General features: G+C 59.8%; 25 protein-coding genes. 15 read left to right on the plus strand and 10 right to left on the minus strand.

Features of this window, described 5'->3' with window-relative positions; genetic code table 11:
- The first annotated feature begins 240 nt into the window (after positions 1-240).
- Genes lhpI through Q2T52_RS21555 form a run of 4 tightly spaced genes read left to right on the plus strand, consistent with a single transcriptional unit; the run spans position 241 to position 5634 of the window.
- Positions 241-1194, plus strand: coding sequence for a bifunctional Delta(1)-pyrroline-2-carboxylate/Delta(1)-piperideine-2-carboxylate reductase (gene lhpI, locus Q2T52_RS21540; protein ID WP_302078942.1), 954 nt, complete (start codon positions 241-243; stop codon positions 1192-1194).
- Entirely contained in the window at positions 1194-3665 is a 2472-nt protein-coding gene (gene hrpB / locus Q2T52_RS21545; RefSeq protein ID WP_302078943.1) for an ATP-dependent helicase HrpB, read from the plus strand. The genes lhpI and hrpB overlap by 1 nt, the downstream gene beginning before the upstream one ends.
- Before the next feature lie 7 nt (positions 3666-3672).
- Entirely contained in the window at positions 3673-4995 is a 1323-nt protein-coding gene (locus tag Q2T52_RS21550; protein ID WP_302078944.1) for an ActS/PrrB/RegB family redox-sensitive histidine kinase, read from the plus strand.
- A gap of 60 nt (positions 4996-5055) precedes the next feature.
- Entirely contained in the window at positions 5056-5634 is a 579-nt protein-coding gene (locus Q2T52_RS21555) for an ActR/PrrA/RegA family redox response regulator transcription factor (RefSeq protein WP_302078945.1), read from the plus strand.
- Positions 5635-5637: 3 nt separating this feature from the next.
- Here Q2T52_RS21555 and Q2T52_RS21560 read toward each other — a convergent pair whose 3' ends face one another.
- Positions 5638-6126 (minus strand): MmcB family DNA repair protein, encoded by a 489-nt coding sequence (locus tag Q2T52_RS21560; protein WP_302078946.1) that lies wholly within the window; start codon positions 6124-6126, stop codon positions 5638-5640.
- A 177-nt stretch (positions 6127-6303) separates the two neighbouring features.
- Here Q2T52_RS21560 and Q2T52_RS21565 point away from each other — a divergent pair, with 177 nt between their 5' ends.
- On the plus strand, positions 6304-6975 hold the full coding sequence (locus tag Q2T52_RS21565; protein ID WP_302078947.1) for a L,D-transpeptidase: 672 nt from the start codon (positions 6304-6306) through the stop codon (positions 6973-6975).
- A 115-nt stretch (positions 6976-7090) separates the two neighbouring features.
- On the opposite strand, the gene Q2T52_RS21570 is transcribed toward Q2T52_RS21565, so the two are convergent.
- The 5 genes from Q2T52_RS21570 to hslV form a co-directional block, all read right to left on the minus strand.
- Positions 7091-9262 (minus strand): malate synthase G, encoded by a 2172-nt coding sequence (locus tag Q2T52_RS21570; protein WP_302078948.1) that lies wholly within the window; start codon positions 9260-9262, stop codon positions 7091-7093.
- Between the two features lie 73 nt (positions 9263-9335).
- Entirely contained in the window at positions 9336-10742 is a 1407-nt protein-coding gene (locus tag Q2T52_RS21575) for a cytochrome P450 (RefSeq protein ID WP_302078949.1), read from the minus strand.
- Positions 10743-10788: 46 nt separating this feature from the next.
- Positions 10789-11736 carry a DUF1402 family protein gene (locus Q2T52_RS21580; protein ID WP_302078950.1) on the minus strand — a complete coding sequence of 316 codons (948 nt, stop codon included), beginning with the start codon at positions 11734-11736 and terminating at the stop codon, positions 10789-10791.
- Between the two features lie 207 nt (positions 11737-11943).
- Complete coding sequence (gene hslU / locus Q2T52_RS21585) at positions 11944-13251, minus strand: ATP-dependent protease ATPase subunit HslU (protein WP_302078951.1); 1308 nt, start codon at positions 13249-13251, stop codon at positions 11944-11946.
- Positions 13252-13329: 78 nt separating this feature from the next.
- A complete protein-coding gene (gene hslV, locus Q2T52_RS21590; RefSeq protein ID WP_302078952.1) occupies positions 13330-13854 on the minus strand; it encodes an ATP-dependent protease subunit HslV in 525 nt (174 codons plus the stop codon).
- Between the two features lie 201 nt (positions 13855-14055).
- On the opposite strand from hslV, the gene hisB reads away from it, so the two are divergent.
- From hisB to coaA, 7 genes are read left to right on the plus strand one after another with little or no spacing between them, the layout of a single operon-like run.
- Positions 14056-14652, plus strand: coding sequence for an imidazoleglycerol-phosphate dehydratase HisB (gene hisB, locus Q2T52_RS21595; protein ID WP_302078953.1), 597 nt, complete (start codon positions 14056-14058; stop codon positions 14650-14652).
- 18 nt (positions 14653-14670) lie between these two features.
- Entirely contained in the window at positions 14671-15156 is a 486-nt protein-coding gene (locus Q2T52_RS21600) for a DUF2628 domain-containing protein (RefSeq protein WP_302078954.1), read from the plus strand.
- Positions 15156-15806 carry an imidazole glycerol phosphate synthase subunit HisH gene (hisH, locus tag Q2T52_RS21605; RefSeq protein ID WP_302078955.1) on the plus strand — a complete coding sequence of 217 codons (651 nt, stop codon included), beginning with the start codon at positions 15156-15158 and terminating at the stop codon, positions 15804-15806. Before Q2T52_RS21600 ends, hisH begins: the two co-directional genes overlap by 1 nt.
- Before the next feature lies 1 nt (position 15807).
- Entirely contained in the window at positions 15808-16551 is a 744-nt protein-coding gene (gene hisA / locus Q2T52_RS21610; RefSeq protein WP_302078956.1) for a 1-(5-phosphoribosyl)-5-[(5-phosphoribosylamino)methylideneamino]imidazole-4-carboxamide isomerase, read from the plus strand.
- Entirely contained in the window at positions 16548-17336 is a 789-nt protein-coding gene (gene hisF, locus Q2T52_RS21615; protein ID WP_302078957.1) for an imidazole glycerol phosphate synthase subunit HisF, read from the plus strand. The genes hisA and hisF overlap by 4 nt, the downstream gene beginning before the upstream one ends.
- A 15-nt stretch (positions 17337-17351) precedes the next feature.
- Positions 17352-17669, plus strand: a complete 318-nt coding sequence (locus Q2T52_RS21620) for a phosphoribosyl-ATP diphosphatase (RefSeq protein WP_302078958.1) — start codon at positions 17352-17354, stop codon at positions 17667-17669.
- The gene (coaA, locus tag Q2T52_RS21625; protein WP_302078959.1) at positions 17666-18661 is read left to right on the plus strand and encodes a type I pantothenate kinase; all 996 of its coding nucleotides are present in this window, start codon (positions 17666-17668) and stop codon (positions 18659-18661) included. The genes Q2T52_RS21620 and coaA overlap by 4 nt, the downstream gene beginning before the upstream one ends.
- A gap of 3 nt (positions 18662-18664) precedes the next feature.
- Here coaA and Q2T52_RS21630 read toward each other — a convergent pair whose 3' ends face one another.
- The 4 genes from Q2T52_RS21630 to Q2T52_RS21645 all read right to left on the minus strand — a co-directional run bounded on the left by Q2T52_RS21630 (position 18665) and on the right by Q2T52_RS21645 (position 21718).
- Positions 18665-19276 (minus strand): alpha-ketoglutarate-dependent dioxygenase AlkB, encoded by a 612-nt coding sequence (locus tag Q2T52_RS21630; protein ID WP_302078960.1) that lies wholly within the window; start codon positions 19274-19276, stop codon positions 18665-18667.
- Positions 19277-19288: 12 nt separating this feature from the next.
- Entirely contained in the window at positions 19289-19723 is a 435-nt protein-coding gene (arfB, locus tag Q2T52_RS21635) for an alternative ribosome rescue aminoacyl-tRNA hydrolase ArfB (protein WP_302078961.1), read from the minus strand.
- 140 nt (positions 19724-19863) lie between these two features.
- Positions 19864-21474 carry a phosphoenolpyruvate carboxykinase gene (locus tag Q2T52_RS21640; RefSeq protein ID WP_302078962.1) on the minus strand — a complete coding sequence of 537 codons (1611 nt, stop codon included), beginning with the start codon at positions 21472-21474 and terminating at the stop codon, positions 19864-19866.
- Between the two features lie 94 nt (positions 21475-21568).
- Entirely contained in the window at positions 21569-21718 is a 150-nt protein-coding gene (locus Q2T52_RS21645; RefSeq protein WP_302078963.1) for a hypothetical protein, read from the minus strand.
- Positions 21719-21793: 75 nt separating this feature from the next.
- Between Q2T52_RS21645 and Q2T52_RS21650 the strand changes: the two genes are divergently transcribed.
- The 3 genes from Q2T52_RS21650 to Q2T52_RS21660 all read left to right on the plus strand — a co-directional run bounded on the left by Q2T52_RS21650 (position 21794) and on the right by Q2T52_RS21660 (position 24844).
- Positions 21794-22525, plus strand: a complete 732-nt coding sequence (locus tag Q2T52_RS21650; protein WP_302078964.1) for a response regulator transcription factor — start codon at positions 21794-21796, stop codon at positions 22523-22525.
- Between the two features lie 67 nt (positions 22526-22592).
- Positions 22593-24386 (plus strand): sensor histidine kinase, encoded by a 1794-nt coding sequence (locus tag Q2T52_RS21655; RefSeq protein WP_436799573.1) that lies wholly within the window; start codon positions 22593-22595, stop codon positions 24384-24386.
- Positions 24383-24844: an HPr kinase/phosphorylase gene (locus Q2T52_RS21660; protein ID WP_302078965.1), complete on the plus strand. Its 462-nt coding sequence runs from the start codon at positions 24383-24385 to the stop codon at positions 24842-24844. Before Q2T52_RS21655 ends, Q2T52_RS21660 begins: the two co-directional genes overlap by 4 nt.
- Positions 24845-24950 lie beyond the last annotated feature (106 nt).

Below are 24950 nucleotides of genomic sequence, written 5' to 3' on the forward strand. Positions count from 1 at the left end.
CCTCAGAGCCAAACCGTAACCCGGCCCACCAATCAGCATTCAGCCAATTTCCAGAGATTTCACTAGAACGAAGAACTTCGTCGCCAGCAGCGCCGCCGCCCTCGTCAGTGACCCGGCTTATACGCCCACACCTCGGAAACGTCAACACCCGTTTTTAAAAAAATGTCATTTTTCTTCTTCCCTCTCCCGGATACGACAGCGCACCGCTAATGTGGCGCCTTATTTTGCTGGAGTTTTCGCATGATTGTCCTTGATGAACAAAATACGAGGGACGCACTTCCCTTCCCTGCCCTCATTGGTACGATTGAGGATATGTTCGCGCGCGACTGTGTCATGCCGCTTCGTCATCATCATGGGGTCAGCGTGCCGGGAGAGGCGAATGCGACCATGCTTCTCATGCCTGCCTGGGTGCCGGGTGAGTATATGGGCGTGAAGATCCTCAACCTCTTTCCGGACAATCACACACGTTCACTTCCCACGATCTTTGGCTCCTATCTTTTGTCCTCCGGCAAGACGGGGGAAATGCTCGCCATGGTCGATGGCGGTGAATTGACGGCGCGGCGCACAGCGGCAACGTCAGCTTTTGCAGCCAGATATCTGGCGCGAGCGGATGCCGAGGAGATGTTGATGGTCGGCACCGGGCGCCTGGCTCTCAACCTGATCGAAGCGCATGCAGTGCACCGCCCGCTCAAACGGATCCGCATCTGGGGCCGCTCACAGCAGAAGGCAGAAGAGCTGAGCGCACAAGCGGCGTCGCTTGGCTTTCAAACCGAGGTCGTAACCAATCTCGCATCTGCGGTGCATTCGGCCGATATCATTTCCTGCGCGACCCTTTCGTCCGAGCCATTGATCAAGGGCGAATGGTTGAAACCCGGCACGCACATCGATCTGGTCGGCGCCTTTACGCCGGCCATGCGTGAAAGCGATGACGAGGCGATTCGCCGTTCCCGCATCTTTGTCGACACGCGCGAGGGTGCCACAAAGGAGGGCGGCGATATCGCCATCCCGCTCAAGTCCGGCGTGATTGATGCCGACGACATCCTGGCAGAGCTCAAGGATTTCGCAACGGGTCTTCATGCAGGCCGTCAATCCGCTGATGAGATCACGCTGTTCAAGTCTGTTGGCGCAGCACTTGAGGACCTGGCTGGCGCCATTCTGGCCTATCAGACAGTGATCGGGAATCAGATAGCCTGATGACTGCAGTGAATTCTCAATTGCCGAAACTGCCCGTTACCGACGTCCTGCCGGAACTTGGTAGAGTGCTGCTAGAGGGAAACCGGGCGGTTCTCTCTGCTCCACCCGGTGCTGGCAAGACCACGCTTGTGCCGCTGTACCTGTTGGAACAGCCATGGTGCACCGGCAAGATCATCCTTCTGGAACCACGACGGCTGGCCGCCAGAGCCGCGGCCGGCCGCATGGCTTCGCTTCTTGGCGAGGCGGTGGGTGATACGGTCGGCTATCGCATGCGTCTTGATAACCGGATCTCGGCGGCTACCCGGATTGAAGTGGTGACTGAAGGCGTCTTTGCCCGGATGATTCTGGATGACCCGGAGCTCAATGGGGTATCGGCGGTGCTTTTTGATGAATTCCACGAGCGCTCACTCGATGCAGATTTCGGGCTGGCACTGGCGCTCGATGCCCAGAGCGCTCTGCGGGAAGATCTGAAGCTGCTCGTCATGTCAGCGACGCTCGATGTCGAGCGCGTCGCAGCCCTCCTGGACGAGGCCCCTGTCGTCAAAAGCGAGGGACGAAGTTTTCCGATCGATATCCGCCACAGCGACCGGGCACCTCAGGAACGCATCGAAGATGCCATGGCGCGGGCGGTTCTCGAAGCCCATGCCAGCGAGAGCGGCTCGATCCTTGCCTTTCTTCCTGGTCAGGCAGAAATCCTGCGGACGAAGGAGCGCCTGGAGCAGAGGCTGCCGACACCCACCGTTCTTGTTCCTCTCTACGGCAATCTTTCACAGAAGGAACAGGATCTCGCCATCAAGCCAGCGCCTGGGGGCACGCGGAAGATCGTACTGGCGACCTCCATTGCCGAGACATCGATTACCATTGATGGTGTGCGGATTGTGATCGACAGTGGATTGCAGCGGCTTCCGGTCTTCGAACCCTCGACAGGGATTACGCGGCTTGAAACCTTACGGGTCTCCCGCGCATCCGCCGATCAGCGGGCCGGACGCGCAGGGCGAACCGAGCCAGGCATCGCTATTCGCCTGTGGCATGCCGGGCAGACGGCTGCCCTTCCCGCCTTCACGCCACCGCAGATCCTGGCGAGTGACCTTTCCGCTTTGGCGCTGGACCTTGCCCATTGGGGTGTCCGCGACCCGGCCGATCTTCGTTTCCTGGATCAACCGCCGGCGCCAGCGCTGAAAGAGGCACGCGACCTGCTTCGGATGATGGGTGCACTGGATGGCCAAGACGGCATCACCGAGATGGGTCGGCAGATGCGTTCGCTTTCGCTCCCCCCGCGCCTGGCGGCCATGGCGATTGCCGGTGCGGCCTCCGGCCACGCATCGGCGGCCTGTCAGCTGGCGGTTTTGATGACCGAACAGGGACTGGGCGGGCCGAGCATCGATCTGGACGAGCGGCTGCGGTCGTTTCGCAACGAGCGGGGCGAGCGCGCTGAGTCAGCACGCAAGCTCGCCGCGCGTCTGGCCGCCTCACTGCCAAAAGCGCACACGGAGACCAACGAGCCTGTCAGTGCCGGTGCCCTATTGCTACATGCCTATCCGGATCGTGTAGCGATTCAACGCGGCGGGCGCGGTCGCTTCGTGATGGCGAATGGGCGGGGTGCCGAGCTGCCCGAGACCGAGCGATTGGCCGCGAGCCGCATGCTTGTGATTGCCGATCTGACCGGGCGGGCTGCGCAGGCGCGCATTCTCGCCGCAGCCGAAATCGATCGTGCGACCGTGGAAGAGGAACTTGGGCCCGCCATCATCCGTGCGGATGAAAGTGTCTTCGATCTGCAGAGCCGGCAGGTGCGCGCCAGAAAGGTTGTTCGGCTGGGAGCGCTGGTGCTGGAAGAGACGCCACTACCCCGCCCAACGGGACAGGCTGCAGCGGAAGCACTGGCTGCAGGCGTGCGGCTGCTTGGGCTCGACGCCCTGCCGTTTTCCAAGGATGCGCAACAGTTGCGGGAACGCCTTGGCTTTCTCCACCGGACCATCGGAGCGCCCTGGCCGGATGTGAGTGATGAAGCGCTGCTGGAGCAGTTGGAGAATTGGTTCGTGCCGTTCCAGTCAGGCCGTACGAGCCTTGATGGCGTGGACGTCGGGGGGTTGACGCAGGGGCTTCAATCATTGATCCCGCATGAGGTGATGCGCGATCTGGACCGCCTGGCGCCGACCCATTTCGATGCGCCGACTGGCCAGCGGCATCCGATTCGTTATGATGGAGACGAACCGGTGCTGGCCATTCGTGTCCAGGAGCTTTTCGGGCTGAAAGCACATCCTGCCGTCGCCGGCGGCCGTTTGCCGCTTCTTCTCGAGCTCACATCTCCCGCGCATCGTCCAATCCAGACGACACGTGATCTTGCAGGCTTCTGGACCGGATCCTGGAAGGACGTACGCGCCGATATGCGCGGCCGCTACCCCAAACATCCATGGCCGGAGGATCCTGCCAATGCCCCGCCGACGCATCGCGCAAAGCCGCGCGGAACCTGAGACACGCATGACAAAGACATCCTCGGCATCGCTGCGCGACACGCAGTTTGGTCGCTCAAGCCGGCGCATGCGCCTGCAAACCTTGGTGCGACTGCGCTGGCTGGCGGTTGCTGGCCAGACGACCACCGTTGCGGTCGTGGCGCTGGTTCTGCAGTTTCCCCTGCCGCTTCTGCCGGCGGCACTGTTGGTTTCCGCGCTCGCCACCGTCAATCTGACGCTGGCCATCCGCTTTCCGTCCACCCATCGTCTGGAGCCCGGTGCCTCGCTGGCGCTTCTTGCCTTCGATCTCCTGCAGATGCTTGGCCTGCTCTTCCTGACAGGCGGATTGGCAAACCCGTTCGCTCCGCTTCTCTGCGTCCCCGTCATCATATCATTTGCTTCGCAGCCGCTTCGCCACTCGCTTGTCCTGCTGGGCTTTGCAGTGACCTGCGCCTCCCTTCTGGCATTCTCGCCCTATGCCGTGCCATGGCGTCTGGGTGAACAGCTGGTGGTTCATCCCGTTCTGCAGCTGGGAACCTGGTGCGCGATCGTTTCCATGATGTCGTTTGCGGCCTTTTATGCCTACCGCGTCTCACACGAAGCGACGCTTCTGGCCGATGCGCTGGCTGCGACAGAACTGGTGCTGGAACGGGAGAAGCATCTCTCACAACTGGATGGACTGGCGGCGGCCGCTGCACACGAACTCGGGACGCCGCTTGCCACAATCAGCGTTGTCGCCAAGGAGATGGAGCGGGAGCTTTCCGGCGATGAGAGGTTCCGGGAAGATGTCGCGCTCCTGCGCAGCCAGAGTGAAAGATGCCGCGACATATTGAGGCGGCTGACCTCCCTGTCTGCTGACAATGAGGAGCATATGCGCCGACTGCCTTTCTCCTCCTTGATCGAGGAGGTGATCGCGCCGCAGCGGCAGTTCGGAATCGAGCTTGTCCTTGTCGAAAAAGGCGATCGTGGCCGTGAGCCGGTGGGAAATCGCAATGCGGGTATTCTCTACGGGCTTGGAAATCTCGTCGAAAATGCTGTGGATTTTGCGCAAAGCCAAGTCGTTCTCACCACGAATCACGATGCTGAACGCGTGACGATCACGATCGAAGACGATGGCGAGGGCTATCCCGCGGATGTTTTATCTCATATCGGGGAACCCTATATGACGACGAGAGGGCGCGAAAACGAAACGGCTGGCGGCCTTGGCCTCGGGCTTTTCATCGCGAAAACGCTTCTTGAACGTTCCGGTGCCACTCTCGTCTTTGAAAACCGGGATGGTGGCGAACATGGGGCCCGGGTTCGGGTTTCCTGGCCGAGATCGGTCATGGAAATGGGACCCAGGGCGACGTAAACTGACCCGGAGGCGCTTCCTGATCGTAGATTGCGCGAGAGCCTCAGTTGGAGAAATACAATGGTGGCAGAGAAGATTGAGCGAAACGATGTGAAAACCTTGGGCGAACTGGGGCCGGATCCTTCGCTTCTGATCGTTGACGATGATGCACCCTTCCTGCGCCGGCTGGCCCGCGCCATGGAAAGCCGTGGCTTCACTGTAGAAGTGGCTGAATCTGTTGCGGAGGGCATCGCAAAGTCCCGCGCACATCCGCCGAAATATGCGGTGATTGACTTGCGCCTTGGCGACGGCAACGGGCTGGACGTGATCGAAGCCATTCGCGAGCGCCGCGAAGACACCCGCGTGATCGTGCTGACCGGCTATGGCAATATCGCAACCGCCGTGACCGCCGTGAAGCTGGGTGCGGTGGATTACCTTTCCAAACCCGCCGATGCGGACGATGTCTATGCTGCGCTGACACAGCGGCCGGGTGAGAAGGCGGATGTGCCTGAAAACCCGATGTCAGCGGACCGCGTTCGCTGGGAGCATATACAGCGGGTGTATGAAATGTGTGAGCGCAACGTCTCCGAGACTGCCCGCCGCCTGAACATGCATCGCCGTACACTTCAGCGCATTCTGGCGAAGCGCGCTCCGAAGTAATCTTTACATTTCCTCGAAGGATCGGCCGGTCGCCCATTCGGCGGCCAGCAGGCGTTGCGCAGCAGCTCTTGAAAAGTTCAGCATAAAGGATTTGCGGGCGGCAGGGGTGAGCTTATGCTCCGGTGCCTCGCGGAGCAGATGCGCGCCATAGCCATCCGAGAGAATCAGCCCGCACTCTTCGGGAAAGATATCCAGCGGCACATCCTTATGGGTGGCGAAGAAAAGTCTGTCGCAAAAGTCGCGGTAATCGGGCCATTTGCGGTCCACCCGAAAATCCTCGATCGACGTCTTGATCTCGATGATCCAGATTTCCCCCTTGGCCGTGACGCTGGCGAGATCGGCGCGACGGCCATTGGAGAGCGAGAGTTCCGGCAGTAACGCATGCCGCATTTCGCTCAGCAGGAGTTGTACGCCCTTGCGCACCATCATCGCACGTGCGGATTGCCGCCCGTCAACCAGCGGATTGTTGGAACCGATATTGACAAGTGTCATGAACTTTGTCCGCAATGGTGGGCAATGTTGCAAAAAGGCAATGGCACATTCCTATTGTGCACCGGCGAACAGTCGCGGCATCTCAATGCCTTGCCAAGGCAGTTGTAATCGAAAATAACGTCCCATCAAAGATGATCGACTCATCTTCATTTCCTAAACAAATCGTAAGAGACATCCATGCGAACCCGCTCCAGCATGATTGCATCCGGTCTTATTGGGATGCTCGCCCTGCTGGGCTGCGCCACCTCGACCCTGGCACAGCCCAAGATCCTCGACTTCCGTGGCGACAGCGAAACCATCTATAGCGATGCCTATGGTCCGGTAACCGACGCAGGCTTCAAGCTGCCGGCGATCCCGATCAACCGCGTCGACAAGAAGTTCCATCGCCAGGTCGTTCACTTCGACACGCAGGAGCGCGCCGGAACGATCATCGTGAACACCCGCGAACGCTTCCTGTACTATGTGATGGGTGACGGCAAGGCCATGCGTTACGGCATCGGCGTCGGCAAGCAGGGCTTTGCCTGGGCGGGCGAAGCCTATATTGCCTGGAAGCAGGAATGGCCGACCTGGCATCCCCCGAAGGAAATGGCGCAGCGCAAGCCTGATGTCGCCCGCTATGTCGATGACGGCATGGGTCCTGGTCTCAGCAATCCGCTGGGGGCTCGCGCCATGTATCTCTACAACGAGAAGGGTCAAGACACGCTGTTCCGCCTGCACGGCACGCCGGAATGGGCCTCGATCGGCACGGCCGCTTCGTCCGGCTGCATTCGCCTGATGAACCAGGATGTGATCGATCTCTACAGCCGCGTCCGCCCGGGCCGCAGCGCCAAGGTCGTCGTTATCCAGTAAGACGGATCTTTATTTTGATTGCATGGAACGGCGCGGAAACGCGCCGTTTTTCGTTTGTCGCGACGAACGAAAAGGGCAGCCGAAGCTGCCCCCTACACTAAGCTTCCTCAGCGAATCACGCGATCGCTTTCGCCTTGGCCTCCAGGCGACGGCGATGAAGCACAGGTTCGGTATAACCGTTCGGCTGTTCGCGCCCCTTCAGGACCAGTTCGAGCGCCGCCTGGAACGCGACCGATTCGTCGAAACGTCCGGCCATCGGCTGATAAAGCGGATCGCCCGCATTCTGGCCATCCACGACGGCTGCCATGCGCCGCAGGGTCTCGATAATCTGTTGCTCGGTCACCAAGCCATGATGCAGCCAGTTCGCCATATGCTGGGCGGAAATGCGCAGGGTGGCGCGGTCTTCCATCAGGCCGACATTGTTGATGTCTGGCACCTTGGAGCAGCCGACGCCCTGATCGACCCAGCGCACCACATAGCCCAGAATACCCTGAGCATTGTTATCCAACTCACGCTGGATTTCCTCAGGCGTCCAGTTGGGACGCTGCGCGACCGGCACCGACAGGATATCCGTAAGCTTTGCGCGCGAGCGGCTTTTCAGGCCGTTCTGGACTTCAGCAACACTAACGCTGTGGTAATGCGTGGCGTGCAGCGTGGCCGCCGTCGGTGACGGAACCCAGGCCGTGTTGGCGCCCGCCTTCGGATGCGCAATCTTCTGCTCCAGCATGGCGGCCATCAGGTCCGGCATGGCCCACATGCCCTTGCCGATCTGGGCGTGGCCGGAAAGCCCGCATTCCAATCCAATGTCGACATTCCAATTTTCATAGGCCGCTATCCATGCGGCCTGTTTCATGTCGCCCTTGCGGATCATCGGCCCGGCTTCCATGGAGGTATGGATCTCGTCACCGGTGCGATCGAGGAAGCCGGTATTGATAAACACCACCCGTTCGCGGGCAGCGCGAATGCATTCCTTGAGGTTGACGGTCGTGCGCCGCTCCTCGTCCATAATGCCCATCTTGATGGTGTTCGGTGCCATGCCCAGCGCCTTTTCCACACGGGCAAAGATTTCCGAAGCAAAGGCCACTTCTTCCGGCCCATGCATCTTGGGCTTCACCACATACATGGAACCCGCGCGCGAATTCTGCCGGCGACCGCCGGGACCGACATCGTGAAGCGCGATCAGCGCCGTCACCATGGCGTCCATCAGGCCTTCCGGTACTTCGCGACCGTCGCGATCGAGGATCGCCGGATTCGTCATCAGATGCCCGACATTGCGCACCAGCATCAGCGAGCGGCCGGGAATCGTCTTTTCCATACCGTCGGCACCGGTAAAAGCGACATCCGGGTTCAGGCGGCGCGTGAAGGTCTTGTCGCCCTTGGTCACCTCTTCTGTCAGGTCGCCCTCCATGAGACCGAGCCAGTTGCGATAGACAACCACCTTGTCCTCGGCATCGACAGCGGCAACCGAATCCTCACAGTCCATGATCGTGGTGATCGCCGATTCGAGCAGCACATCGGAGATATGCGCCTTGTCCGTCTTGCCGATCGCGGTACCAGCATCGATGCGAATATCAACGTGCAGGCCATTGCGCTTCAGGATCAGGGCAGAGGGCTTTGCGGCATCGCCGCGATAGCCGGCAAATTGCGTGGGATCAGAGAGCCCCGTTTCCGTTCCGCTGGCCAGCACCACAAACAGAGCCTGATCGGTAACCTTGAAACCTGCCGCATCGCGCCAGCTTGCGCCGGACAAGGGGGCGGAGCGATCGAGAAAATCGCGCGCCCAGGCAATCACCTTCTCCCCGCGAACAGGATTGTAGCCCTTTCCCTTTTCAGCGCCGTCCGATTCAGCAATGGCGTCTGTTCCGTACAGCGCGTCGTAAAGCGAGCCCCAACGCGCATTGGCGGCATTCAATGCATAGCGTGCATTCATCACGGGGACGACCAACTGCGGGCCGGCAATCGCGGCGATTTCCGGATCGACATTGGCGGTGGACACCGAGAAGGCCGGGCCTTCCGGCAGAATGTAGCCGATCTCGCGCAGGTAAGCTTCATAGGCGGCGAGATCGACAGGCGCGCCATTCTTGCGATACCAGTCATCCAGCTTTGCCTGGAACTGGTCGCGCGTGTCCAGCAGCGCCCGGTTCTTCGGTGCAAGATCATGAACGAGCGCGGAAAACGCGGCGAAGAAATGATCCGCTTCTATCCCGGTCTCCGGCAGCGCTTCTTCCACCAGAAAGGTGTGCAGCGCTTCGTCGATCGCCAGACCGTGTTTTTCAATGCGGCTCATCCTGATCTCCATTCATTTATCCTTGAGAACAGGTTCTTGCGCGCTGAGGGCCGCTAGTCAATGCGGCATTGGTTCAAGCGGTTCTTTGCCGACGGCTCACCCGCATGGGAAGTCCGTCCCTCGGCTGTGTCGTCAGCTTCTGCACAGGCCAGGGGTTGGTCTCATGTGTCGGATCAAACCGGTAGCGCCCCATCAGAACGGCAAGGGCAATCACCGCTTCCTGCATGGCGAAGGTCGCACCAATGCAGATGCGCGGACCGGCACCGAAGGGAAGATACTGGAAGCGGTGGATCTTGCAGCGGTTCTCCGGCAGGAAACGCTCTGGCAGGAAGGCCCTTGGCTTTTCCCAGTAAAGCTGGTGACGATGCAGCGTCCAGGGCATGACAAGCGCCGTGGTGCCCGCTTCGATGCGAACGCTCTTGCCGTCCGGGCTTGTCCAGACATCATCCTCAATAGCCGCCCGATTGATGGAGGGCGCCGGCGGATAAAGACGAAGCGCCTCCTCGAAGGCAGCCCGGACATTCGGCATCAGGTCCAGCCAGTCGACAGGGTCGGCACCGGATGCCGTGACACGATCGATCTCCTCTTCCATCGCCTCGCGCACATGCGGCGCATTGGCGACGCAGTAGAGCGTCCAGGCAAGGGCGCGCGCCGTTGTCTCATGGCCAGCGCCGATGAAGGTGAGGATATTGTCCTCGATCTCATCCAGCGTCAGTCCATCCGGCCCGGCAAGTTCGAGAAGAAGCGTGAGGAAATCATCCGGCGTGCCGGCGCGATCCGCCGCCATGCGACCCGTGCGCTTTTCCATTGTGAGCCGCACGATCTCACGAAATTTGCCCAGAACCTTCTTGCCGCCAATCCGTGTCAGCCGCGGAACCCAGGGCGGCGCGCGTAAGAGGTCCATGGGATCCACTCGGCCCATGCGGTGCAGGAGATTATCGACATCATCAGAGAAATTATTGCTGGCGGTGACGATCTCACCGGAAAACAGCGTTTCCGAAAGAATGTTGAAGGTGATCTCGGTCATATCGACGGAGATATCCGTCACGCGGCCATCCAGCCCGATGTCCGCATATTTTTCGGCATACTCTTCCGATTTCGCCAGCATCTTGCCAGCGAAGCCCTTGGCATGGCGCGGCGTGAAAACCGGGGCCATGGCTTTACGCGATCGCTTCCAGACCTGTCCTTCCGCCGTCAGCAAGCCGTCGCGCAGGATCGGCCTCAGAATGAGCTGGCGGATTTCCGACATCTCGTAATTGGCGGCATTATCCACCAGTACATGGCGGATCAGACCGGGATCATTGATGATGATCGTGCGCTCGGAGAAGAACTTGGTATCGATCCAGGGCAGCGTATAGGAGGGCTCCCCCCACAGCTCGAGTGGGTTGCGCAGCACGGTGCGAATGATCTCCAGCCGTGAAGGCGGGACAGTGCGCGGAACGGGTGCGGGAGGCTCAAAAGGTTCTGGACGCATGTCCATGACCGGGTTCTCCTGAACGTCTAGCAGAAGAACCGTATATCAGCACTCAGAGCAGGGATTTCAATTCGTCCAGCTTGTCGTTGACCAGCCAGCCGTAATAATTCTCCTGCGGCCAGGAAAAACCGCCACTGCGGTTCTTGGCGGCAAGAGCTGCGGCGCGCTTGGCGGAATTCCCAACATTATAGAGCGTCGCCGTGATACCCGGATTCTTCGAAATATCGATTCCGGCAATATCGGCATAATCATCAATGGACCGCTTGATGGTCGCAGCCATGTAGGCAAGCGTCTTGTCCGGGTCCATGATGGCCTTGTAGACGCCCTGCGCATCGGATGCTTCAAGCTTGGGATAGCCCGAAACCTTCGACACCATATCGGCATGCATCAGCGCAGTCAGCGGGTTCAGCTGACCGAGGCCAAACGTCTGGCCGGCATAAAAGGGCTGGAAGAAGACCGCACTGAAGCGGTTATCCGGATAGGAGACGCCATCGACTGTCTTGTCGCGGAAGGCCTTTTCCCAGACATCCTCACGGCAGCTCCACAGACGATAGGAATCGGTGAACTCCTTGCATTGGTCGAACTGCGACTTCGATACGAATTCGCCGACAGACATGCCTTTATAGCCAAAGCGGAAGCTGTCGCCGGCGTAAGATGCCGCTTTGATATAGTAGGATTGCAGCCGGTCGTAGGCATCTACATTATAGGTGTGCTCGCCAATGATGGCGCCGATGATGTGGATGGGATCGATATCGTACTGGCGCGCCGTCTGCTTGATCTTCGACATCAGGCTCTTGTCGCTGGCCAGAAGATCGCGGATGCGCTCGTACTTATCGTCGAAGGTTGTGCGAACATCGCGCGTGCGGCGCGTCGACGCTCCAGGGATCTTCGGCTGCTCTGCATTGCGATTGCCGGGCGGCATAACGGATATGCTACCTGCTTCTGCCTGAGACGTGCTCAAGGCCAAGGTCATCATCAATGCCAGAACGATAGGTCGCAAGATCGACATCCCAAGGATTGTTACAATGAGCCTGTCACAACACACCGCTCCCCGAATCAGGGGGTTCGTTAGACCGCGCTCAGATTGACAGTCCCTTAGTGAAAAGCAAGGCGAGGAGTCGAGTCCGTCTCCTTCAATTTTTCACAAAATGCCGCTCTCGTGATGTCGGGCGTGGCGGATGCGCCACGCCCTCAAGCGCTGGACCAATTACAAGATGTAGCGCGACAGGTCCGTATCCTGGGCGATGTCGCCCACATGCTCGCGGACATAGGCCTGGTCGATCATGACCGAACTGCCCGAACGGTCCGGTGCGTGGAAGGAGATTTCATCCAGCACGCGCTCCATGACCGTCTGAAGACGACGAGCGCCGATATTCTCGACGGTCGCGTTCAAATGCACCGCGACGTCGGCCAGCGCATCGATAGCATCCTCGGTGAATTCGAGGTTCAGGTCTTCCGTTGCCATCAGCGCGATATACTGACGGATCAGGCTGGCCTCTGTCTCGGTCAGGATGCGGCGGAAATCTTCCTTGGAGAGCGGCTTCAGCTCGACGCGGATCGGCAAGCGGCCCTGCAGTTCGGGCAGGAGATCCGAGGGCTTGGCCACATGGAAGGCACCCGATGCGATGAAGAGGATGTGATCCGTCTTCACCGGCCCATACTTGGTGGAAACCGTCGTGCCTTCGACGAGCGGCAGCAGGTCGCGCTGCACGCCTTCGCGCGAGACACCGGCACCGAGACCGCCATCACGGGCGGCGATCTTGTCGATCTCGTCGAGGAAGACGATGCCGTCGTTTTCAACAGCCCGCACGGCTTCGCGCTGGATGACCTCGTTGTCGATCAGCTTATCGGACTCGTCGCGGATCAGCTCGCCATAGGATTTGGACACGGTGGTACGCACCTTCTTGGTGCGGCCGCCCATGGCCTTGCCGAACATTTCCGCGAGGTTCAGCACGCCGATATTGGCGCCCGGCATGCCGGGGATTTCAAAACCAGGCATGCCCGAACCGGCATCGGCCACTTCGATATCGATTTCCTTGTCGTCAAGCTCGCCGGCGCGCAGCTTCTTGCGGAATGTTTCACGTGTGGCAGGCGAAGCGGTAGCGCCCACAAGCGCATCTAGCACGCGTTCTTCGGCACTTTGATGCGCCTTGGCCTGCACTTCGGCGCGCTTCTTTTCGCGCACAAGGCCGATGCCGATCTCGACGAGGTCGCGAATAATCTGCTCGACGTCACGACCGACATAGCCGACTTCCGTAAACTTCGTCGCTTCTACCTTGATGAAAGGCGCACCGGCGAGCTTAGCCAGACGACGGGAGATTTCCGTCTTGCCGACGCCGGTTGGGCCGATCATCAGGATGTTCTTCGGCATGACTTCATCGCGCAGGCTGTCATCCAGCTGCTGACGGCGCCAGCGGTTTCTAAGCGCGATGGCGACCGCGCGCTTGGCGTCATGCTGGCCGATGATGTGGCGGTCCAGCTCGGAAACGATTTCTCGGGGGGAAAAGGTTGTCATGGTTTCCTCTTGGCATCTCCGTTCCGGCCGGCCTTAAACGGCCCGGCCCACGGAGCCCTTCATGGTGTTCTGTTCAGATTATTCTGCGTCCAGCGTCTCAACCACCAGATTGTGGTTGGTGTAGACGCAAATATCGGCGGCGATATCGAGGGCCTGGCGGGCCACCTCTTCCGCCGACTTGTCCGTATCCATCAAAGCGCGCGCAGCGGCAAAGGCGTAATTGCCGCCGGAGCCGATGGCGATCGCGCCATGTTCCGGTTCCAGCACATCGCCATTGCCGGTAATGGCAAGCGTCACGCTCTTGTCCGCCACCAGCATCATGGCTTCCAGATTGCGCAGATACTTGTCGGTACGCCAGTCCTTGGCAAGCTCAACCGCGGCCCGCATCAGCTGGCCGGGATATTGCTCCAGCTTCTTTTCAAGGCGGTCGAGCAGGGTGAAGGCATCGGCCGTCGCGCCGGCAAAGCCTGCAATGACTTCACCCTTGCCGATGCGGCGCACCTTGCGGGCATTCCCCTTCATCACGGTCTGGCCGAGGCTCACCTGCCCGTCACCGGCCATGACCACCTTGCCGCCTTTTCGCACTGTAATAATTGTCGTCATACTCTTGATACCCGTGACCCCGATGCGGGGCGATTGTTCTGCCGGTGGATACCGGTCGTTGGCCCTCATGTAAGTGGCGGCACCGGGATTGCAATTCCCCTCCTCTTCGACCGCCTGTCCATGCCGGAATCGTTTGCACCCATGCGGCGCGGCTGGTAAGCAGCCTTCCAGATGAAGGCTGAATGACACCGGTTAGAGACGATGAGCGAACGCCGCGCCACCATTTCGCGCAAGACGAATGAAACCTCCATTTCCGTGACCGTCGATCTCAACGGCAACGGCACCTCGAAGATTTCGACGGGGATCGGTTTCTTCGACCATATGCTGGAGCAGCTCTCGCGACATTCGCTGATCGACATGGAGATCGACTGCAAGGGTGACCTTCATATCGACGACCATCATTCGGTGGAAGACACTGGCATTGCGATCGGCCAGGCGATTTCGAAGGCGCTTGGCGACCGTCGTGGCATTACCCGCTACGCGTCGCTGGATCTTGCCATGGACGAAACTATGACCAAGGCCGCGGTCGATCTTTCCGGTCGTCCCTTCCTGGTCTGGAACGTCGCCTTCAGCGCCCCGAAGATCGGCACGTTCGATACCGAACTGGTGCGGGAATTCTTTCAGGCGCTCGCCCAGAATGCCGGCATCACGCTACATGTGATGAACCATTACGGCGCCAACAACCATCACATCGCCGAGACCTGCTTCAAGGCCGTGGCGCGTGTGTTGAGAACCGCGACCGAGATCGATCCGCGCCAGGCGGGCCGCGTTCCCTCTACCAAAGGAACGCTGGTCTGACGCCAGTCAGGAGCTTACGTGATCAGTTTATATGTGCTTGAGCCACCCAGCGGTGCCGATCGAGATCACCGTTCGACGCGCTTTATCGCGGATCGTTTCAACTGGCTCGCCTTTCTGTTTCCGGGCCTCTGGCTGCTTTGGAAGCGTTGCTGGCTGACCGGCGCCGTCGTGCTTGGGCTGCAGATTGCGGCCGGGCGGGTCGCGGAGCTTCCCGGCCTTTCCTTGGCGGGCATGCTCACCAATCTGGCGCTCGCTCTGGTGATCGGGCTCGAAGGCCACCATATCCTGGTCAAAAGCCTGAGGTTCAAGTGCTGGACGCTACAGGACGTTGTTGTGGCAACGGACCTTGCCAGCGCGGAAGCCGCCTATTTTGCAAATCTGGAAAGCGCGTCAAGCGCGCAGGATGTCCCGCCTGCCGATTGGAGCAAGCTTTCCCCTGCCCCGCAAGCGGCCGGCTGGACCGGCCAGGCGCTTGGGCTTTTCGATCATGACGGAGGACGCTGATGCGCGTTGCGATCATCGACTATGGATCGGGCAATCTTCGATCCGCGACCAAGGCGTTCGAGCGCTCCGTGCGTGAAGCAGCGGTTGACGCGCACGTGGAACTGACGGACCGGCCGGAAGTCGTCGCTGCCGCCGATCGTATCGTTCTTCCAGGCGTTGGCGCCTATGCCGATTGCCGCCGCGGCCTTGCCGCAGTCCCCGGCATGGAGGCTGCGCTTCTGGATGTCGTGGAAGCCAAGGGCCGCCCCTTCCTCGGTATCTGCGTCGGCATGCAGCTCATGTCGTCGCGCGGGCTTGAAAAGGAAGTGACCAATGGCCTTGGCTGGATCAAGGGTGACGTCAAGGAAATGACGCCGTCCGATCCTGGCCTCAAGATCCCGCAGATTGGCTGGAATACGCTGACGCTGAATCGCCCTCACCCGCTGTTCGAGGGCATCCCGACCGGCAATGACGGCCTGCATGCCTATTTCGTCCACTCCTATCATCTCGATGCGGAAGCCTCTAATGATGTGGTGGCGACCACGGACTATGGCGGGCCGGTGACGGCCTTCGTGGCCAAGGACAACAAGGCTGGCGCGCAATTCCATCCGGAAAAGAGCCAGAAGCTCGGCCTTGCCCTGATTTCCAACTTCCTGCGCTGGAACCCCTGACATGATTCTGTTTCCCGCAATCGACCTCAAGGAAGGCCAATGCGTTCGCCTGAAGCTTGGCGACATGGAGCAGGCCACCGTCTACAACCCGGATCCGGCCGCCCAGGCGAAGTCCTTTGAAGACCAGGGTTTCGAATGGCTGCATGTGGTGGATCTGGACGGCGCCTTTGCCGGCGAAAGCCGCAACGGCTTTGCCGTGGATGCCATCTTGAAGGCCACCAAGAACCCGGTGCAGCTCGGCGGCGGCATTCGCACGCTCGACCACATCGAAGCCTGGCTCTCTCGCGGGCTTGCCCGCGTCATCCTCGGCACCGTGGCCGTGCGCAATCCGGCGCTCGTCATCGAAGCCTGCCAGAAATTTCCCGGCCAGGTCGCCGTCGGCATCGATGCCAAGGGCGGCAAGGTGGCCGTGGAAGGTTGGGCAGAAGCGTCCGAACTCGGCGTGATCGAACTGGCGAAGAAATTCGAAGGGGCTGGCGTTGCCGCCATCATCTATACCGATATCGATCGCGACGGCATTCTGGCCGGCATCAACTGGGCTTCCACGCTGGAACTCGCCAACGCCGTTTCGATCCCGGTGATCGCTTCCGGCGGCCTTGCCTCGCTGGACGATATCCGCCGCATGCTGGAACCGGATGCTGCCCGTCTGGAAGGTGCCATTTCCGGCCGCGCCCTTTACGATGGGCGCATTGATCCGGCTGAAGCGCTTTCACTGATCCGCGCTGCCAAGGGAGCTGCCGCATGACGCTGAAGGCCCGCGTTATCCCCTGCCTCGACGTCAAGGACGGCCGCGTCGTCAAGGGCGTAAACTTTGTCGATCTGATCGATGCCGGCGATCCCGTCGAGGCTGCCAAAGCCTATGATGCTGTCGGTGCCGACGAGCTCTGCTTCCTCGACATCACCGCCTCCTCTGACAATCGCGATACGATCTTCGAGGTCGTGGCGCAGACGGCGGAACATTGTTTCATGCCGCTGACCGTCGGTGGCGGCGTGCGCGCCATCGGCGATATTCGCAAGCTGCTGCTGGCCGGTGCCGACAAGGTGTCGATCAACTCCGCCGCCGTCAACAACCCGGATTTCGTGGCGGAAGCCGCCGACAAGTTCGGCAACCAGTGCATCGTGGTTTCCATCGATGCCAAGCGCCGCCGCACCCAAGGCCCGGGCCAAGACGATATGAGCGCCTGGGAAATCTACACCCATGGCGGACGCAATGCGACCGGCATCGATGCCGTCGAGTTTGCCGCCCGCATGGTGGAGCGTGGCGCGGGCGAGTTGCTTGTCACCTCCATGGACCGGGACGGCACCAAGATCGGTTATGACCTGGAACTGACGCGCGCAATTGCCGATGCGGTTCGCGTGCCCGTCATCGCCTCCGGCGGCGTCGGCTCGCTGGATGACCTCGTTGCGGGCGTGAAAGAAGGTCATGCGACGGCGGTTCTAGCCGCCTCCATCTTCCACTTTGGCACCTATTCGATCGGCGAGGCCAAGCGCTATATGGCCGATCATGGCATTGCCATGCGTCTGGATTGAGAAAGGCTATAGACCATGTTTTCCCTTTCCGATCTCGAACGCATCGTCGCCGAACGAGCCAAGGCATCGCCGGAGGAATCCTGGACGGCCAAGCTCGTTGCCAGTGGGCAGGAAAAAGCCGCCAAGAAACTGGGGGAAGAGGCGATCGAAACCGTGATCGCCGCCATGGGGCAGGATCGCAAAAATCTGACCGCCGAAGCCGCCGATCTGCTCTATCATCTCATTGTCGTATTGAAGATTGCCGAGCTTCCGTTGCAGGATGTTCTGAACGAACTCGAACGCCGCACCGGCCAATCCGGATTGCAGGAGAAGGCGAGCCGCAAGCCCTCATGACGATCGCCAGCCAGCCCGTCGAATCCGACATCCCGCCGGTGCCATCGAAGGCAACCAATTATTCTCCCTTCTTTCTGTTCAGTTCAGAGGAATGGGCGAAATTCAGGGCCGATACGCCCCTGACATTGACAGCGGATGAAGTGCAACGGCTGCGCTCGCTGCATGACCCGATCGATCTGGACGAGGTGCGGCGCATCTATCTTTCGCTGTCGCGTCTTTTGTCGGCGCATGTGGAAGCCTCGCAGCTGCTGTTCCAGCAGCGCAACCGTTTCCTGAGCCTTTCCGACCAGGCAAAAACGCCTTTCGTTATCGGCATTGCAGGCTCGGTCGCCGTCGGCAAATCCACGACCGCCCGTATTCTGCAGGAGCTTCTGACCCGCTGGCCTTCCAGCCCGAAGGTCGATCTGGTCACCACCGACGGCTTCCTCTACCCCAATGCGGTTCTGAAGCGCGAAAACCTGATGGAGCGAAAGGGTTTTCCGGAAAGCTACGATATAGGCGCGCTGCTGCGTTTCCTGTCTTCCATCAAGGCCGGCAAGCCGAACGTGAAGGCACCCAAATATTCGCATTTGACCTATGACGTGCTCTCCGACGAGTTCAGCGTCATCGACCGCCCCGATATCCTGATCTTCGAGGGCATCAACGTGCTGCAATCGCGCACGCTGCCCGAAGACGGGACCATTGTGCCGATGGTCTCGGATTTCTTCGATTTCTCGATCTACATTGATGCGGATGAGAAACTGATCCATCACTGGTATGTGGAGCGGTTTATGCGGCTACGTCAGACCGCTTTTCGCGATCCAAGCTCCTACTTCAACCGCTATGCTACGATCGACGAGGATGCAGCTCTGACGATCGCCGAGGGACTCTGGCAGAACATCAACCTGAAGAACCTGCGGCAGAACATCCTGCCCACCCGGCCGCGCGCCGATCTTATCCTGCGCAAAGGCAGCAACCATCTGGTGGAAACGGTGGCGCTCAGGAAGCTTTGAAAATTACGGGTTCACCCGCCTTAATGTCAGGTTGATCCGCCCGCCATTCTTCAGAAGTGTTGAAGTATTAGGATAAATCCGGTCGACCCCGTGGAAGGCAAGCCTGCCCTCACCACCAATGACCACGACGTCACCGCTCGACAGCTTGAAAGAGCCCGTGGGATCCTTCCGGTTCAACCCACCCACCCGGAACAGGCAGCTATTGCCAAGCGAAATGGACAAGACGGGCGCTGCGAGATCCTGCTCATCGCGATCCTGATGCAGACCCATGCGGGCCGTATCGTCGTAAAAGTTGACGAGGCAGGCTTCCGGCGGCTTCGGGTAGGCAGTGATGTCGTTCCAAAGCCAAAGCAGGCGCTCTGGTATGGCAGGCCATATCTTGCCGGTCACGGGATGTTCGGGCTGATAGCGATAGCCGCGTTCCTTGTCGGTCACCCAGCCAAGTGATCCGCAATTGGTCATGCGAACCGACATCGGCTTTCCTGTGCCTGGCATCACGGGCACGAACAGCGGCGCCTCTGCCACGACAAGCCTGATCTCCTCGACTAGGTCAGCCTGGGCCTGGCGATCGAGATGATCAGGCAGATGGCGAATTCCTTCAGGCAATCGAAACATCGGCGTCCTCCCTCAATCCGAGGCCGGGCGACCGCGCATTTTCTTGATGTCGGCCCGGCCCGACTTTTCCTTAAGCCGGCGTTCGATTGAACCCTTGGTCGGCTTTGTTTTCTTTCGCGGCGGCGGTGGCGGCTTTGCCGCCTCCAGGATCAGCTCCTTCAACCGCTCGCGCGCGTCTTCCCGGTTTCGGTCCTGGCTACGAAAACGATTGGCCTCGATGATCAGAACGCCGTCTTTCGAAAGGCGGCGGCCCGCCAGCTGGGCAGCATTCGTCTTGACCCGTTCCGGCAGCGAGGGCGAATTCATGAGATCGAAGAAAAGCTGGACCGCCGTCGACACCTTGTTGACGTTCTGCCCGCCGGGACCGCCCGCCAGAACGAATTGTTCTGTCAGTTCCCAGCCGGCAATGGTGATACGGCTGTTAATGACAAGAGGATCACTGGCCATGGTCGTCTCCGGCAGTCGCGCATCAGGAGGCAGCTGCAACGTCTTCGTGGAGACGCTCTATTTCATAAAGACGCGTAAAAGAAAACCGCCGGGGCAAACCCGGCGGCATCCAGAATCTTTCAGTCAAGTCCTGCCGGCTCTCACTCGGCAGCGGCGAGAACGCCCGGTGCAGCGTCGCGGACCTTGCTGTCGACATGGTTTTCGAACTTCGTGAAGTTCGAGATGAACATGTTGACGAGCTTCTTGGCCTGTGCGTCGTAGGCGGCACCATCGGACCAAGTCGAGCGCGGATCGAGGATCGACGTATCGACACCCGGCACGGCCACTGGTACCGCGAAGCCGAAATTGGCGTCGGTACGGAAATCGGCCTTCTTCAACTCGCCGTTCAGGGCAGCCGTCAGCAGCGCGCGCGTCGCCTTGATCGGCATGCGGCGGCCAGTGCCGTAAGCGCCACCGGTCCAGCCAGTGTTCACAAGCCAGCAATCGACGCCGTGATGAGCGATCAGATCACGCAGAAGGTTGCCGTATTCCGTCGGATGACGCGGCATGAATGGCGCACCGAAGCAGGTGGAGAAGGTGGCTTCCGGCTCCGTCACGCCCTTTTCCGTGCCAGCAACCTTTGCGGTGTAGCCTGACAGAAAGTGGTACATGGCCTGTTCCGGGGTCAGCTTGGCGATCGGCGGCATCACGCCGAAAGCATCCGCCGTCAGCATGATGATCGTCTTCGGATGTGGCGCAAGACCCGTCTCGGAAGCATTCGGAATGAAGTGCAGCGGATAGGCGCTACGCGTATTTTCCGTCAGCGATGCATCGTCGAAATTGGGTACGCGGTTCTCATCGAGAACAACGTTTTCCAGAACCGTGCCGAAGCGGCGCGTCGCGGCATAGATTTCCGGCTCTGCTTCCGCAGAAAGACGGATCGCCTTGGCGTAGCAGCCACCCTCGAAATTGAAGATGCCGTTTTCACCCCAGCCATGCTCGTCATCGCCGATCAGCGTGCGGTTCGGATCGGCAGACAGGGTCGTCTTGCCTGTGCCAGACAGGCCGAAGAAGACCGCTGCGTCACCATCCGGGCCGACATTGGCCGAGCAGTGCATCGGCATGACGCGCTTTTCCGGTAAGAGATAGTTGAGGACGGTGAAGACGGATTTCTTGTTTTCGCCGGCATAGGACGTGCCGCCGATCAGGATAATGCCGCGGGTGAGATCGCAGGCGATGACCGTTTCTGTGCGGCAGCCGTGACGGGCCGGATCCGCCTTGAAGCTCGGCAGGTTGATGATCGTCAGCTTCTGCTGGAAGCTCGACAGCGTCGAACGGTCCGGACGGATCAACAGGTTACGAATGAAGAGCGCGTGCCAGGCAAGCTCGGTGATGACACGAGTCGGAAGTGCGTAATCACGATCAGCACCGCCGATGAGATCCTGCACATAAAGCGTCTTGCCGCTAGCATGGGCCAGCATGTCCTGACGAAGAAGTTCGAAGTGCTCTAGCGAGATCGGCTTGTTGTTATCCCACCAGATCTTGTCTTCTGTTTCTGCCGTGCGAACGACGAACTTGTCCTTCGGCGAGCGGCCCGTATGCTGGCCTGTCACCGCGCGCAGAGCGCCATCCACCGTCAGCTCAGCCTCGCCACCACGCAGGGCAGCTTCGTAAAGCTCACTCTCATTCAGATTGTAGTTCACCCGCGCGGCGTTGCCGAGACCGATGGTCGCGATGCCGTTCGACGTGTTGTGAGCTCCGAACTCCTCCATGTCGCGCCTTCCTTCAGCTGACGTTGATCATGACAGCAAGGTAACGAGCGGATTTAAAAAGAGCAAGAGAACGATTCTAATTATATCAATAAAATCAAATAATTAATCGATTTAAAAACTTTTTTGCCGTTTTAAATCGGTTTGATTGAAAAGTTTTTGCAGCCAAACCGTCTGCGCCAATGGCTGCCAGATACGCATCCCCTTTATCTTTGCCACAATTTGTTCCACCTTTATACTCAAACACGCATCACCCGGGCATCGATGACCCGGCTGGGCTTCAAATCCAGGAGATGCGCGCAGTATGGCGGAGACAGACAGAATGCAGACCATCGCGTTGGTAGACGACGATCGCAATATTCTCACTTCGGTGTCCATCGCATTGGAGGCGGAAGGCTATCGGGTCGAAACCTATACTGATGGCGCCTCGGCTCTGGACGGCCTGCTCGCCCGCCCGCCGCATCTGGCCATATTCGACATCAAGATGCCGCGCATGGATGGCATGGAGCTTTTGCGCCGCCTGCGCCAGAAGTCCGATATACCGGTCATTTTCCTCACTTCCAAGGATGAGGAGATCGACGAGCTGTTCGGACTGAAGATGGGCGCCGACGACTTCATCACCAAGCCGTTCTCGCAGCGCCTGTTGGTGGAGCGCGTCAAAGCCATCCTCCGACGCTCCAGCAACCGCGACGCGCAAGCTGCGGCACCCGGTGCGGTGAAGGCAAGCGGCGGTGCCGACCAGCAGGCCCGTACGCTGGAACGCGGCCAGTTAGCGATGGACCAGGAACGCCATACCTGCACTTGGAAGGGCGAGCCTGTGACCCTGACGGTCACGGAATTCCTGATCCTGCATTCGCTGGCGCAGCGCCCGGGCGTCGTAAAGAGCCGCGATGCGTTGATGGACGCCGCCTATGACGAGCAAGTCTATGTGGACGACCGCACGATCGACAGCCACATCAAGCGACTTCGCAAGAAGTTCAAAATGGTTGACGTGGATTTCGATATGATCGAAACGCTCTACGGCGTAGGCTACCGGTTCCGCGAAGCGGCCTGAGCATGACAGGCCGTTCGTCCCATGATGGCCGTCGGGCCGAACCGGCGGCCGGCTGAAAGGGAAAGGCGTGGCCGACCAGACGATCAACAGCGATGTGACCAATGTGTCGGACGGCGAGGCTCGCCGAACGGGCCGCAGGCTTTGGTCACACCCCTTCACGCTGATCCGCCGCATCTTCGGCAATGCAGTGTTTTCCAGCCTGACACGCCGCATCCTGTTCTTCAACATCGCGGCGACGGTCGTGTTGGTGGCGGGTATCCTCTACCTCAACCAGTTTCGCGAGGGCTTGATCGATGCCCGTGTCGAAAGCCTTCTGACGCAGGGCGAAATCATAGCCGGTGCGATTTCCGCGTCGGCTTCTGTCGATACCAATTCCATCACCATCGATCCGGAAAAGCTGCTGGAACTTCAGGCTGGACAAAGCATCACACCGGTTCCCAATGATGAGGATCTGGATTTTCCCATCGATCCGGAGCGTGTGGCGCCGGTTCTTCGCCGGCTGATTTCGCCGACCCGCACTCGTGCACGCCTTTTCGATGCAGATGCCAATATGCTGCTCGATTCCCGTCATCTCTATTCCCGCGGTCAGGTGCTGCGTTACGATCTGCCGCCAGTAGAGGGTGAGACGACGACGACCTGGAGCGACTGGGTTGCCAGCATCTTCAACCGCCTTCTTCAGCCCGGCAATCTGCCTGCCTATAAGGAAGCGCCGGGCGGTGACGGCTCGATTTACCCCGAAGTGATGAATGCGCTGACAGGTGTTCGCGGCGCCGTGGTGCGCGTAACTGACAAGGGCGAACTGATCGTCTCGGTCGCGGTTCCGGTCCAGCGCTTCCGTGCTGTGCTGGGCGTTTTGCTTCTGTCGACGCAGGCCGGTGATATCGACAATATCGTCCATGCCGAACGACTAGCGATCATGCGCGTATTCGGCGTTGCGACGCTGGTCAACATACTGCTGTCGCTGCTTTTGTCTTCGACCATCGCCAACCCGCTGCGGCGCCTTTCGGCGGCTGCCATTCGCGTCCGCCGCGGTGTGAAGCAGCGCGAGGAGATACCGGATTTTTCGGCACGCCAGGACGAAATCGGCAACCTGTCGATCGCGCTTCGCGACATGACCAATGCGCTTTACGACCGGATCGATGCGATCGAGAGCTTTGCTGCCGATGTCAGCCACGAACTGAAGAACCCGCTGACCTCGCTGCGCAGCGCCGTCGAGACCCTGCCGCTCGCCAAGACGGACGAATCCAAACAGCGCCTGACCAACATCATCTTCCACGACGTGCGCCGTCTCGACCGCCTGATTACCGATATCTCCGACGCATCACGCCTGGATGCAGAACTCGCGCGCTCTGATTCGGCACCGGTCGACATGGAGATGCTGGTCGGTAATCTGGTCGAAATTTCCAAGCAGATCCGGACCGGCCGCAAGCCTGTGGAAATCGAGTTTTCCGCCGACCACAAGCCAGGGGTCAAGATCGACTACAAGGTTCAGGGCCACGATCTGCGCCTCGGCCAGATCATTACCAACCTCATCGAAAACGCCCGCTCCTTCGTGCCGGATAAGAACGGCAGGATCACGCTGCGTCTCTTCCAGAGCCGCGGGCGCATCACCGTGCAGGTGGATGACAACGGTCCCGGCATCCAGGCCGAGGATATCGACCGCATTTTCGAGCGCTTCTATACCGACCGCCCGGAAGGCGAGAGCTTCGGGCAGAATTCCGGCCTTGGCCTTTCCATCAGCCGGCAGATCGCCGAAGCGCATGGGGGAACGCTGAAGGCAGAAAATCTGGTCGATGCTAAGACCGGAAATGTCATGGGTGCCCGCTTTACGCTATCGCTCCCTCCAGGGGGGAGTGCATGAGCTCAGAGGTAAACCTGCATGCCACGGCAATCGTCATCGGCACGCGGGGTCTGCTGATCACCGGGCCTTCTGGAAGCGGCAAGTCCACGCTCGCCTTCAACTGCCTCGCGATGGCCAAACGTAGCGGTGCTTTTGCCGCACTCGTAGCGGACGATCAGGTCTTCGTGTCAATCGACAATGAAAGGGTGCTGGCCCGACGGCCACCCGCAATTGCGGGAATGATCGAACTCAGAGGCTGCGGGATCGGACGCTTTGAAAGCGTGGAACGCGCAGTGATGCATCTAGCGATTCGCATGCAGGAGAGCGATTGTGAACGGCTTCCACCGGAGCATGAAACGTTTTCTCTGCCCTGCGGAGGCAGCCTTCCACTGATCCGTATGCGCGCCGATTTTATCGATCCGTTGGCCGCGATTGCGGCGCTTAGACCCGAACTTTGTGCGGAAAGACCGTTTTGCTGACGGTTGCTTCAAGATTTTTGCTTGCACTTCAACTTTACATGGACAAGATGGCTTCCCACCGCCGTGGTACCTGTTGCAGTGCGACATGAGCCCGCGCGTATCCTTG

This window comes from Rhizobium oryzicola (assembly GCF_030504645.1).
Taxonomy (GTDB): Bacteria; Pseudomonadota; Alphaproteobacteria; order Rhizobiales; family Rhizobiaceae; genus Neorhizobium; species Neorhizobium oryzicola.